General features: G+C 61.2%; 8 protein-coding genes. 4 read left to right on the forward strand and 4 right to left on the reverse strand.

The features are described 5' to 3' along the window. Positions 1-32 precede the first annotated feature (32 nt). From AC3WJP_RS22660 to metH, 4 genes are all read right to left on the reverse strand, one after another. Complete coding sequence (locus AC3WJP_RS22660) at positions 33-347, reverse strand: SCP2 sterol-binding domain-containing protein (protein ID WP_493724543.1); 315 nt, start codon at positions 345-347, stop codon at positions 33-35. Positions 348-578: 231 nt separating this feature from the next. Then, positions 579-1073, reverse strand: a complete 495-nt coding sequence (locus AC3WJP_RS22665) for a DUF934 domain-containing protein (protein ID WP_493724544.1) — start codon at positions 1071-1073, stop codon at positions 579-581. Continuing rightward, positions 1057-2715 (reverse strand): nitrite/sulfite reductase, encoded by a 1659-nt coding sequence (locus AC3WJP_RS22670; protein ID WP_493724545.1) that lies wholly within the window; start codon positions 2713-2715, stop codon positions 1057-1059. The genes AC3WJP_RS22665 and AC3WJP_RS22670 overlap by 17 nt, the downstream gene beginning before the upstream one ends. 500 nt (positions 2716-3215) lie before the next feature. Then, on the reverse strand, positions 3216-6908 hold the full coding sequence (gene metH, locus AC3WJP_RS22675) for a methionine synthase (protein WP_493724546.1): 3693 nt from the start codon (positions 6906-6908) through the stop codon (positions 3216-3218). 311 nt (positions 6909-7219) lie between these two features. On the opposite strand from metH, the gene sohB reads away from it, so the two are divergent. From sohB to nfuA, 4 genes are all read left to right on the forward strand, one after another. Then, positions 7220-8242, forward strand: a complete 1023-nt coding sequence (sohB, locus tag AC3WJP_RS22680) for a protease SohB (protein ID WP_493724547.1) — start codon at positions 7220-7222, stop codon at positions 8240-8242. Between the two features lie 124 nt (positions 8243-8366). Next, positions 8367-10661: a fatty acid cis/trans isomerase gene (locus tag AC3WJP_RS22685; protein WP_493724548.1), complete on the forward strand. Its 2295-nt coding sequence runs from the start codon at positions 8367-8369 to the stop codon at positions 10659-10661. A gap of 120 nt (positions 10662-10781) precedes the next feature. Beyond that, complete coding sequence (locus tag AC3WJP_RS22690) at positions 10782-11816, forward strand: acyltransferase family protein (protein ID WP_493724549.1); 1035 nt, start codon at positions 10782-10784, stop codon at positions 11814-11816. A 58-nt stretch (positions 11817-11874) separates the two neighbouring features. Then, positions 11875-12459, forward strand: a complete 585-nt coding sequence (gene nfuA / locus AC3WJP_RS22695; protein ID WP_226502434.1) for a Fe-S biogenesis protein NfuA — start codon at positions 11875-11877, stop codon at positions 12457-12459. The last annotated feature ends 129 nt before the right edge of the window (positions 12460-12588 follow it).

The following is a 12588-nucleotide window of genomic DNA, read 5'->3' on the forward strand; positions in this document are numbered from 1 at the left end:
TCGCGGGCAAGCCCGGCTCCCACAGGCTGCGGTTATACCGGGAACAGCTCGCTCAGCTTCATGGCCAGCATCATGTCGCCTTCAGCGCGCAGCTTGCCGCCCATGAACGCCTGCATGCCGTCGGTTTCGCCGCTGACGATGCCCTTGAGGGTTTCGCTGTCCATTACCAGGGTCACGTTGGCGTCCGGGTTTTCGCCTTCGCGCAGTTCGCAGGTGCTGTCCTTGACGATCAGCGAGAAGTGCTTGTCTTCATCGATGCGGAAACCGAACACCAGGTCCAGGCCACCAGCGGCGGCGGGGTTGAACTTGGCCTTCATGGTTTCAACGGCTTTGGCTACATCGGTCATGGTGCATTCCTTATTGAATGAAAAGGGCGTCCGCTGGATGGCAGCGGTCCGCAGCGTGGTCGTCGATAAATACCACCCACGGCAAGACTCAGCGAGGTTAGGACGCCTCAATCGGCCTGTCAACGGAAAAACATACAAGCGTTTGAAAAGGTCGTTTGAATGGCTCGCGACGATCTTCGCGACAAAAAAACAAAAGGCCGATAAATCGGCCTTTTGTTCGAGCTTCACACCTCAGCGGCGCCGGAATAGCGGCAGCGGTTCGTCGGTGGCAGCCTGGTAGGTCACGCTGAAATCCTTGAGGCTTTCAAGCGCTTCATACGGGTCTTTGTCGGCGCGCAGGGCGAAGGCATCGAAACCGCAGCGGTGCAGGTAGAACAGTTGATCGCGCAGCACGTCGCCGATCGCCCGCAACTCGCCCTTGTAGGCGTAACGATCGCGCAGCAAGCGCGCGTTCGAATAGTTACGGCCATCGGTGAACGCCGGGAAGTTCAGGGCGATGACCTGGAAGTGCTCGACGTCGGCGCCGATTTCTTCGGCTTCTTCATCGGCATCCAGCCATACGCCGAGGCCGCCATCGCGGGCCTGGAGCGCGTGGGCATGTTCGCGCCACAGCGCCAGCGGCACGATCAGATCGTCGCAGTTGCTGATGCTGTCGAAGCTCGTGTCCTTGGGCAGCAAGTGCCAGGTTTCGTCGATGACTTCGTTGTTCTTAATGATTCGCTGCATAGACGCGCTCCTTGAACGGATCGATACCAATACGCTGGTAGGTGTCGATAAAACGCTCGTCTTCCGTGCGCTTCTCTACATAAACGTCGATCAGCCTGCCGATCACTTCCGGCATGGCTTCCTGGGCGAACGACGGGCCGAGGATCTTGCCCAGGCTGGCGTCCCGGCTGGCGCTGCCGCCGAGGGAGACCTGGTAGAACTCTTCGCCTTTCTTGTCGACGCCGAGGATGCCGATATGGCCGACGTGGTGGTGACCACAGGCGTTCATGCAGCCGGAGATGTTGACGTCGATGTCGCCGATGTCGAACAGGTAGTCGAGGTCGTCAAAGCGGCGCTGGATGGATTCGGCGATAGGGATCGACTTGGCGTTGGCCAGCGAGCAGAAATCACCGCCAGGGCAGCAGATGATGTCGGTCAGCAAGCCGATGTTCGGCGTGGCAAAGCCGCCTTCGCGCAGTTCCAGCCAGAGGGCGTGCAGTTGTTGCTGCTCGACGTCGGCAAAGATGATGTTCTGCTCGTGGGAGGTGCGCAGTTGCCCGAAGCTGTAGCGCTCGGCCAGGTCGGCCACGGCGTCCAGCTGTTTGTCGGTCAGATCGCCCGGAGCGACGCCGGTGGGCTTGAGCGACAAGGTCACGGCGACATAGCCGGGCTTTTTGTGCGCCAAGGTGTTGCGGGCGCGCCAGCGGGCGAAACCCGGGTGCTCGGCTTCCAGGGCGGCGAGTTGCGCGCTGAAGTCCGGCAGGGCTTTGTACTCCGGGTCGACGAAGTGCTTGGCCACCCGTTGCAGCTCGGCTTCGGTCAGCGTCGTGCTGCCGCCGCGCAGGTGCTCCATTTCGGCGTTGACCTTCTCGGCGAACACTTCGGGGGTCAGGGCCTTGACCAGGATCTTGATGCGCGCCTTGTACTTGTTGTCGCGACGGCCATAGCGGTTGTAGACACGCAGAATGGCGTCGAGGTAGCTCAACAGGTCTTGCCAAGGCAGGAATTCATTGATGAAGGCACCGACTACCGGCGTACGGCCGAGGCCGCCACCCACCAGCACGCGGAAGCCCAGCTCGCCGGCTTGGTTGTACACCGGCTCGAGGCCGATATCGTGCACTTCGATGGCCGCACGGTCGGTGCTGGCGCCATTGAGGGCGATCTTGAACTTGCGCGGCAGGTAGGCGAATTCCGGGTGGAAGGTGGTCCACTGGCGGATGATTTCGCACCACGGGCGCGGGTCGATGACTTCGTCGGCCGCCACACCAGCGAACTGGTCGGTGGTGACGTTGCGCAGGCAGTTGCCGCTGGTCTGGATCGCGTGCATCTGCACGGTGGCCAGCTCGGCGAGGATGTCCGGGATGTCTTCGACCGCCGGCCAGTTGAACTGGACGTTCTGGCGGGTACTGATGTGGGCGTAGCCCTTGTCGTAGTCACGGGCGATCTTGGCCATCATTCGCGTCTGCCGCGAAGTCAGTTGGCCATAGGGCACGGCGACACGCAGCATGGGTGCGAAACGCTGGATGTACAGCCCGTTTTGCAGGCGCAGTGGGCGAAACTCTTCTTCGCTCAACTCCCCGGCCAGGTAGCGGCGGGTCTGGTCACGGAACTGCTTTACGCGGTCCTCGATGATCCGTTGATCGTACTCGTCATAAACGTACATAGTGGTCCTGTTCTCAGGCTGCTACAGCATATCTGCATAACTGCGCGCACGGCCGCGCACTCCGACTACGGAGCCGACGGAATATACCCGTTTGCGGATATGCTTAATAGTGACGTTTGAATATAAGTAAATAACTCGAGGTTATAACTAAGGTGTAGTTCACGCATTCAGTACCGATTTTGGCCGATATCCCTACTTGTAAGAAGGGCATTGCTGAACTTGACTACTGTGTATGTCCTCCCCGCAGTGACATCCCGTCCTGATAATAATCACAAGAGACGATCCCTGATGAGCCATTCAATCAAGCCGCGTAAATCTGCCAATCATGTCGATGCCTGGGCCATAGCCTTCGTGGTCATCCTGGTGGTGGCCGCCGTAGTGTTCTGGGCCAGCCATACCGCCTGACCCTGTAGCGAGGGGGCTTGCCCCCGACCGCGATCTTCGGCCACACCAGAGTGACTTGGAGCGTTTTCGGGGGCAAGCCCCCCCGCTACAGTGGGTTAGCTGTCGTACCCCAGGTTCGGCGACAGCCAGCGCTCGGTCACGCTGATGTCCTGGCCCTTGCGTGCGGTATAGCTTTCGACCTGGTCCTTGTCGACCTTGCCGACCGCAAAGTACTGCGCCTGCGGGTGGGCGAAATACCAGCCGCTGACTGCAGCGGTCGGGAACATCGCGTAGTGCTCGGTCAATGTCACGCCGCTTTGGTTGTCGGTATCCAGCAGCGCGAACAGCGTGCCTTTCTCGGTGTGATCCGGGCAGGCTGGGTAGCCGGGCGCAGGGCGGATGCCGCGGTATTTCTCTTTGATCAGCTCTTCGTTTTGCAGCTGCTCGTCCGCCGCGTAGCCCCAATGCTCCTTGCGCACCTGCTGGTGCAGCCATTCGGCGCAGGCCTCGGCCAGACGGTCGGCCAGGGCCTTGACCATGATCGAGTTGTAATCGTCGCCAGCGTCCTGATAGGCCTTGGCCACTTCCTCGGCGCCGATACCGGCGGTGGTGATAAAGCCACCGACGTAATCGGTCACGCCGCTGCTTTTGGGTGCCACGAAGTCGGCCAGGGAGAAGTTCGGCTTGCCGTCGGTCTTGATGATCTGCTGGCGCAGGTGATGCAGTTTGGCCAGCGGTTGACCGTCGTCACCATAGACTTCGATGTCGTCGTCCTGCACCTGATTCGCCGGCCAGAAACCCAGCACCGCGCGGGCCTTGATGAGTTTCTCGTCGATCAGTTTGCGCAGCATGGTCTGCGCATCGGCGAACAGCGCGGTGGCCGCTTCGCCCACCACTTCATCGGTGAGGATGCGCGGGTACTTGCCGGCCAGGTCCCAGGAGATGAAGAACGGCGTCCAGTCGATGTATTCGGCGAGCACATCGAGGTCGATGTCGTCCAGCACCTTGGTACCGGTGAAGCTCGGCTTGACCGGCGAGTAGGTGCTCCAGTCGAACGTGGCCTTGGCTTCCAGCGCCTTGGCGTAGCTCAGGCGTTCGGTACGGGCGCTGCGGGCGGCGGTGCGCTCACGCACTTCGACGTATTCGGCACGGGTACGCTCGACAAAGCCGGCCTTGAGCTCCTTGGACAGCAACTGCGTGGCCACGCCCACCGCGCGGGACGCATCGGTGACGTAGATGACGGCGTCGTTGCTGTACTTGGGTTCGATCTTGACCGCCGTGTGCGCCTTGGAGGTGGTCGCGCCGCCGATCATCAATGGCAGGTGGAAGTCCTGACGCTGCATTTCGCGGGCGACATGGACCATCTCGTCCAGCGACGGCGTGATCAGGCCGGACAGCCCGATGATGTCGCACTTCTGCTCGCGCGCCACCTGGAGGATCTTGTCCGCCGGCACCATGACGCCGAGGTCGACGATGTCGTAGCCGTTGCAACCCAGCACCACGCCGACGATGTTCTTGCCGATGTCATGCACGTCGCCCTTGACCGTGGCCATGAGGATCTTGCCCTTGGCTTCGGGCTTGTCGCCTTTTTCCAGTTCGATGAACGGAATCAGGTGAGCCACCGCCTGTTTCATCACCCGCGCCGACTTGACCACCTGCGGCAGGAACATCTTGCCCGAGCCGAACAGGTCGCCGACGATGTTCATGCCCGACATCAGCGGCCCTTCGATCACTTCGATCGGACGGCTGAACGACTGACGGGACTCCTCGGTGTCTTCGACGATGTGGGTGGTGATGCCTTTCACCAGCGCGTGTTCCAGGCGCTTGTTGACCGGCCAGCCGCGCCACTCTTCGGTTTCGGCTTCCTTGACGCTGCCGTCGCCCTTGTACTTGTCGGCGATGGCGAGGAGGGCGTCGGTACCTTCCGGGGTGCGGTTGAGGATCACGTCCTCGACCGCGTCACGCAGCTCGGCGGGGATCTGATCGTAGATTTCCAGCTGGCCGGCGTTGACGATACCCATGGTCAGGCCGTTGCGGATCGCATACAGCAGGAACACCGAGTGAATCGCCTCGCGCACCGGGTTGTTGCCGCGGAACGAGAACGACACGTTGGACACGCCGCCACTGGTCAGGGCATAGGGCAGCTCGTCACGGATGTAGGCGCAGGCGTTGATGAAGTCGACCGCGTAGTTGTTGTGCTCTTCGATACCGGTGGCGACCGCGAAGATGTTCGGGTCGAAGATGATGTCTTCGGGCGGGAAGCCGACTTCGTCCACGAGGATGTCGTAGGAGCGCTTGCAGATCTCCTTTTTGCGCGCTTCGGTGTCGGCCTGGCCGTCTTCGTCGAAGGCCATCACCACCACGGCGGCGCCATAGCGTTTGCACAGTCTGGCGTGGTGAATGAACTGCTCGACGCCTTCCTTCATGCTGATGGAGTTGACGATGCCCTTGCCCTGGATGCACTTGAGGCCGGCTTCGATCACGTCCCACTTGGACGAGTCGATCATGATCGGCACGCGGGAAATGTCCGGCTCGCCGGCGATCAGATTGAGAAAGGTGACCATCGCCTTCTTCGAATCGAGCATGCCCTCGTCCATGTTGATGTCGATCACCTGGGCGCCGGCTTCCACCTGCTGCAGGGCGACTTCAAGGGCTTCGGTGTAGTTGTCTTCACGGATCAGGCGGGCGAATTTCGCCGAGCCGGTGATGTTGGTGCGCTCGCCAACGTTAACGAACAACGAGCTGCGATCGATGGTGAACGGCTCGAGCCCCGACAGCCGGCAGGCCTTGGGGATGTCCGGAATGGCCCGCGGGGCATAACCGGCGACGGCCTTGGCGATCGCGGCGATATGCCCGGGCGTGGTCCCGCAGCAGCCGCCGACGATGTTGAGGAAGCCGCTCCGGGCGAACTCTTCGATGATGGCCGCGGTTTGCGCAGGCAGTTCGTCGTATTCGCCGAAGGCATTCGGCAGGCCGGCGTTGGGGTGCGCGGAGACGTGGGTCTCGGCCTTGTTGGCCAGCTCTTCGAGGTAAGGGCGCAGCTCGGCGGCGCCCAGCGCGCAGTTCAGGCCCACCGAGATCGGCTTGGCGTGGCGCACCGAGTTCCAGAAGGCTTCGGTGGTCTGGCCCGAGAGCGTACGGCCCGAGGCGTCGGTAATGGTGCCGGAAATCATGATCGGCAGTTCGAAACCCAGTTCTTCGAACACGCCCTGCACGGCGAAGATCGCGGCCTTGGCGTTGAGGGTGTCGAAAATGGTTTCAATCAGGATCAGGTCGGCGCCGCCTTCGATCAGGCCTTTGGTGGCCTCGGTGTAGTTCTCCACCAGTTCGTCGAAGGTAACGTTGCGATAGCCGGGGTTGTTGACGTCGGGCGACAGCGAGCAGGTGCGGCTGGTCGGGCCCAGGACGCCCGCGACGAAACGCGGTTTGTCCGGGGTCTCGAGGGTCTTGGCGTCGGCCACCTGGCGGGCGACGCGGGCACCTTCGACGTTGAGTTCGTACACCAGCGACTCCATGCCGTAGTCGGCCTGAGACACCTGGGTAGCGTTGAAGGTGTTGGTCTCGAGGATATCGGCGCCAGCGTCGAGGTAGGCTTTCTCGATGGCCGCGATCACGTCCGGGCGGCTGAGCAGCAACAGGTCGTTGTTACCCTTTACGTCGCTGGGCCAGTCGGCGAAACGCTCGCCGCGATAGTCCTCTTCCTCGAGTTTGTAGCTCTGGATCATGGTGCCCATGCCACCGTCGAGGATCAGGATGCGCTCTTTGAGTGCTTGCTTGAAGACTGACAGGCGAGTGCTGCGATCGGACATGGGAGGACATACTCTTTATAGACGATTCAGGCGCTGAGCACCGTTTACAGGGGGTCGATGATAGCAAAGACGCGGCAGATTTGAGGGGGGCGGGGTTGAAGATGAATTTTGCTCATGTTCAACCGGGCTGTCGCGAGGGGGCTAGCCCCCGACTTAGGTTGCCGCGAGCAGATGGCTGTTGTTCGGGCCGATTTCGGGGGCAAACCCCCTCGCTACAGTGTTGTTCTGGCTCCCATCGCTCGCCGCCGGTATGCTGGGCGGACAAGCGTGCCGGGACAGCCGGGCGCTGTGCATCGGTTAAAGGAGCCCTCTTGAATTTTCTGTTCGATTACGCCAGCTTCCTGGCCAAGACCGTTACCCTGGTCATTGCCATCGTCATCGTCCTGGCCAGTATCGCCTCGCTGCGTGCCAAGGGCCGTCGCAAGAGCGGCGGGCAGCTGCAGATCAGCAAGCTCAACGATTTCTACAAAGGCCTGCGCGAGCGCCTCGAGTCCAGCATGCTGGACAAGGATCAACTCAAGGCACTGCGCAAGACCCAGGCCAAGGCCACCAAGGCCGAAAAGAAAAAGCCCGAAGCCAAGGCGCGGGTGTTCGTGCTGGATTTCGACGGTGACATCAAGGCCTCCGCCACTGAAAGCCTGCGTCATGAAATCACCGCCTTGCTGACCTTGGCCACGCCCAAGGACGAAGTAGTGCTGCGCCTCGAAAGCGGCGGCGGCATGGTCCACAGCTATGGCCTGGCCTCCTCGCAACTGGCGCGCATCCGCCAGGCCGGCGTGCCCCTGACCGTGTGCATCGACAAGGTCGCTGCCAGTGGCGGTTACATGATGGCCTGTATCGGCGAGAAGATCGTCAGCGCGCCGTTCGCGGTGCTGGGCTCGATCGGCGTGGTGGCGCAGTTGCCGAACGTCAATCGTCTGCTGAAAAAGCACGACATCGATTTCGAGGTGCTCACGGCAGGCGAGTACAAGCGCACGCTGACGGTATTCGGCGAAAACACCGAGAAGGGCCGGGAGAAGTTTCAGGAAGATCTGGACATCACCCACAAGCTGTTCAAGAACTTCGTCGCTCATTACCGTCCGCAGTTGCAGATCGATCAAGTGGCTACGGGTGAAGTCTGGCTGGGGGTTGCGGCCATGGACAAGAAGCTGGTCGACGAGCTGAAGACCAGCGACGAGTACCTGGCCGAGCGCGCCAAGGTCGCCGAGGTGTTCCATCTGCATTATGCCGAGCGCAAAAGCTTGCAGGAGCGGGTCGGGATGGCGGCGAGCACCGGCATCGAACAGATGGCCATCAAGGCCTGGGGCAAGATCAGCCAGCAGCGTTTCTGGTAAAAGGCAGCGGTCGGGAGCGGGGGGGCATTCCCTCCCTTCCGGTCCCCATGGCGCTCAGTTTCATCTGCCGTATTTGACGCGAGGCGTTACAATCGGCCGCTGATGATTGAGGGAAACTGGCCAAATGCCTTACCGTTCTATCCTTTGCGCTCTCCTGCTGTTGTTCTGTGGGAGCCCTCAGGCGCAAACCCCGGCGACCCCGGCCATTTCCTATACCCGCGACGTGCAGCCGATCTTTACCGAGCGCTGCATCGCTTGCCACGCCTGTTACGACTCGGCCTGCCAGCTCAATCTGGGCAGTGCCGACGGCGCCACCCGTGGCGCCTCCAAGGTGCCCGTGTATGACGGCGATCGCAGCAAGGCGCAGCCGCCAACGCGCTTGTTCATCGACGGTTTCAGCCCGGAACAGTGGCGGCACAAGGGTTTCTATTCCGTCATCGACGCCCAGGGCAGCCAGGCCGCACTGATGGCGCGCATGCTCGAACTCGGGCATCAGGCGCCCTTGGCGCCTAACGCCAAGCTACCGGACAGCATCGTGCTGGGCCTCGATCGTCAGAACATCTGCCCGATGCCGGGCGAGTTCAATGCCTATGCCGGCGCCCATCCTCGCGAAGGCATGCCCCTGGCGGTCACCGGACTCACCGATGGCCAATACCACACCCTGCAAAGCTGGCTGGCCCAGGGTGCCCCTGTCGATTCCCAGGCGGTGCAGCCCAATCCCAGCGAGGCGCGGCAGATTGGTGAATGGGAGCGCTTGTTCAACGCCGCCGGCGCACGCGAGACCCTGGTGAGCCGCTGGCTCTTCGAGCATCTGTTTCTCGCCCACGTCTATTTCGATGGCGGCCAATCGGGGCACTTCTTCCAGTGGGTGCGCTCGCGCACGCCCAGCGGCCAGCCCATCGATTTGATCGCCACCCGCCGACCGGACGACGATCCAGGCACCACCTTCTACTACCGCCTGTGGCCAGTGGAGGGGGCGATCGTCTACAAGACCCACATCACCTATCCGTTCAATGCGGCGAAGATGGCGCGGATCAAGGAGCTGTTCTATAGCGGCGATTGGCCGGTTACCCATTTGCCGGGATACGGCCCGCAGCACCGCGCCAATCCGTTCGAGACCTTCGCGCAGATTCCGGCAGGCGCCCGTTATCAGTTCATGCTCGACAACGCCGATTACTTCGTCGACACCTTCATCCGCGGCCCGGTCTGCCGCGGACAGATCGCCACCGACGTGATCCGTGACAACTTCTGGGCGTTGTTCCAGGCGCCCGAGCATGATCTGTACATCACCGATCCGCTCTATCGTGCCAAGGCCACGCCGCTGCTGGCGATGCCGGGGCAGAATGACGACGTCGGCAGCGTCCTCGGTCTGTGGTTGCGCTATCGCGACAAGCGCAATGAGTACGAGGCGCTGCGCCGCGATACCTACGCTCACGCGCCAGCGCCGAGCTGGTCGAGCCTGTGGGCGGGCAACGACAACGCGCTGCTGAGCATCTTCCGTCACTTCGACAGCGCCACAGTGACCAAAGGGCTGGTCGGCGAGGTGCCGCAGACTCTGTGGCTGTTCGATTACCCGCTGCTGGAGCGCACCTATTACCAGTTGGCGGTGAATTTCGACGTATTCGGCAACGTCGCCCATCAGGCGCAGACCCGCCTGTATTTCGACCTGATACGCAATGGCGCGGAGGTAAACTTCCTGCGCCTGATGCCTGCCTACAGTCGCGAGGACTACCTCGATGACTGGTACCAGAACGGCGGCAAGCTGAAGATGTGGCTCGATTATCAGAAAATCGACGACGACAAGGCCACTGGCCTGATCCTCGCCGAGAAGGATCCCAAGGCCGATTTCGCCAGGCAACTGCTGGCTCGCTACGCCACGCTGGACGCCAACCCTGACCCCATCAACCGTTGCACCGGTGCCTACTGCTCGCGCCCCGGCCAGCCCGCGACCATTCAGAGCACGGAGCAGTCCTTGAGTCGCCTGACGTCACGGCCGGCGGGGGGGCTGAAGGTGATCGAGCAAATGCCGGAAGCGACCATGCTGCGGGTCGACGACGGCCAGGGTCACCGAGTCATCTACAGCATGCTGCGTAACCGCGCCCACAGCAATGTGGCGTTCCTGCTGGGCGAGGCCTATCGTTATCAACCGGAACTGGACACCTTGACGGTGTTCCCGGGGGTCATGAGCAGCTATCCGAATTTCATGTTCAATGTGCCCGCCGCCGAGGTCCCGGAATTCGTCGACCGGATGACGGCAGTCAAAGATAACGCCGGCTTCGAAAAAATCGTCGATCGTTGGGGGATACGCCGCAGTCATCCGCAGTTCTGGTTCTATTTCCATGATCTGAGCCGATATATCGAGCAGACCGATCCAGTGAATGCCGGTGTACTGGACATGAACCGGTACGAGAATCTGTGACACCGCCGAGCGCGCCGGATCCGATTTTCTCGGGACCTTTTGCGCCGAAGTGAAGTCTCACGGGGTACAGGGCGCCCCGAAAGGGTGCGCCAGTTGTGGGATTCAAGACAGGCGTTTGCAATGCTGATTTCGCTCCAAGCACTAAGGGCGCTCGCCGCCTGGATGGTGGTCTGCCATCATTTCATGCAGATTTTTTTCGACTTCCACCCGAGCGGCCCGATCGGGCGCTTCTTTACCGACAGGGGGGCCGTGGGCGTCGATATCTTCTTCGTGATCAGTGGCCTGGTGATCTACCTGTCGACCCAGGACAAAGACATGCCCGCCGGGCGCTTTCTGCTCAATCGCGCTATCCGCATCGTCCCGGCCTATTGGCTCTATACCGTGCTGATGGGGCTGATGCTGGTCGGCCTCGGCCAATGGCTGCCGCATCCGGCGGTGGATTTGCCCCATTTCGTCCTGTCGCTGTTGTTCATTCCCGCAGAGAATCCCGGCGGATACGGCCTGTATCCGACTCTGAACGTGGGTTGGACACTGAACTACGAGATGTTCTTCTACCTGCTGTTTTCCATGGTCTTCACTGTGCCCAAGCGTCATCGACCGCTCATCGTCGCGGCGGCGTTGTTCGTGGTTAGTGAGGTGCTGGGGCGCTACGGGGTGGTCAGTCGCTTTTATGAAAACAATATCATCTACGAATTTCTGCTGGGCATCGGTATCGGCATTCTGTATCGCCGCGGCTGGGTGGTGCAGGGGTTGTGGGTGCCGCTGGCGCTGATCGCCGCGTCGATGCTGGCCATCCGTGAATTGGACGCCAGCGATCGCTCGCTGCATTGGGGCGTGCCCAGCGCGCTGATCGTGCTCGGTTGCGTGGCCATGGAGCCGTATTTCAAAGGCAGCCGCTTGCTCAAGGCACTGGGGGACTGTTCCTACTCGGTCTACCTGGTGCACGTGCTGGTACTGTATGGCGGCTGGCTGGCCAGCGAACATTGGCAGCTCAACCCCTATCTGGTGTTTGCCGTGTGCGTGCCGTTGATCGCGCTGATTGGCTGGGGAAGTTATGTATTGATCGAAAAGCGCCTGTATTGGCGGATTAAAGGCTGGACGGATCGGCATCAATCCGCACCGGCCCCGGCGATTATATCCCGACAAAAATACTAGGACTTTGTCAGCGGCCCAGGTTTGGCGTAAACTGCGGACAAGTCTGTGAGGAACTTACATGAGCGCTATAACTATTACCGACGCTGCCCATGATTACCTGGCCGATCTGCTGCAAAAGCAGAACACGCCCGGAATCGGCATCCGCGTATTCATCACTCAGCCTGGCACCCAGTACGCTGAAACCTGCATAGCGTATTGCAAGCCCGGTGAAGAAAAGCCCGAAGACACTGCACTGGGGCTCAAAAGCTTCACCGCGTGGATCGACGCGGTCAGCGAGGCGTTCCTCGATGACGCGGTCGTCGACTACGCGACCGATCGCATGGGGGGTCAGCTGACCATCAAGGCACCGAATGCCAAGGTGCCGATGGTCAACGAAGACAGCCCGGTCAACGAGCGCATCAACTACTACCTGCAAACCGAGATCAATCCGGGGCTCGCCAGCCACGGCGGTCAGGTGAGCCTGATCGAAGTGGTCGAGGACGGCATCGCCGTGTTGCAGTTCGGTGGTGGTTGCCAAGGCTGCGGTCAGGCCGACGTTACCTTGAAAGAAGGCATCGAGCGCACCTTGCTCGAGCGTATCCCGCAGCTCAAGGGCGTGCGCGACGTGACCGACCACACGCAGAAAGAAAACGCCTACTACTGATGGCGTCGCCTGCGTGACATGAGAGACGGCACCCGTAAGTGCCGTTTTTTTATGGTGCGCCAGGCATGGCGCGTTGCGCGTAAGCGCAACCAGCTTGGCTGTGGTGGCCACGCTGGTGACTTGGAGGTG

Source organism: Pseudomonas sp. GW821-FHT01A09 (genome assembly GCF_058986725.1).

What these genes read in the sequence shown, in the direction of transcription:
- nfuA (WP_226502434.1), top strand. Translation starts at nt 11,875, where the DNA reads ATGAGCGCTATAACTATTACCGACGCTGCCCATGATTACCTGGCCGAT.
- metH (WP_493724546.1), bottom strand. Translation starts at nt 6,908, where the DNA reads ATGTCCGATCGCAGCACTCGCCTGTCAGTCTTCAAGCAAGCACTCAAA.
- AC3WJP_RS22660 (WP_493724543.1), bottom strand. Translation starts at nt 347, where the DNA reads ATGACCGATGTAGCCAAAGCCGTTGAAACCATGAAGGCCAAGTTCAAC.
- AC3WJP_RS22685 (WP_493724548.1), top strand. Translation starts at nt 8,367, where the DNA reads ATGCCTTACCGTTCTATCCTTTGCGCTCTCCTGCTGTTGTTCTGTGGG.
- AC3WJP_RS22670 (WP_493724545.1), bottom strand. Translation starts at nt 2,715, where the DNA reads ATGTACGTTTATGACGAGTACGATCAACGGATCATCGAGGACCGCGTA.
- AC3WJP_RS22690 (WP_493724549.1), top strand. Translation starts at nt 10,782, where the DNA reads ATGCTGATTTCGCTCCAAGCACTAAGGGCGCTCGCCGCCTGGATGGTG.
- AC3WJP_RS22665 (WP_493724544.1), bottom strand. Translation starts at nt 1,073, where the DNA reads ATGCAGCGAATCATTAAGAACAACGAAGTCATCGACGAAACCTGGCAC.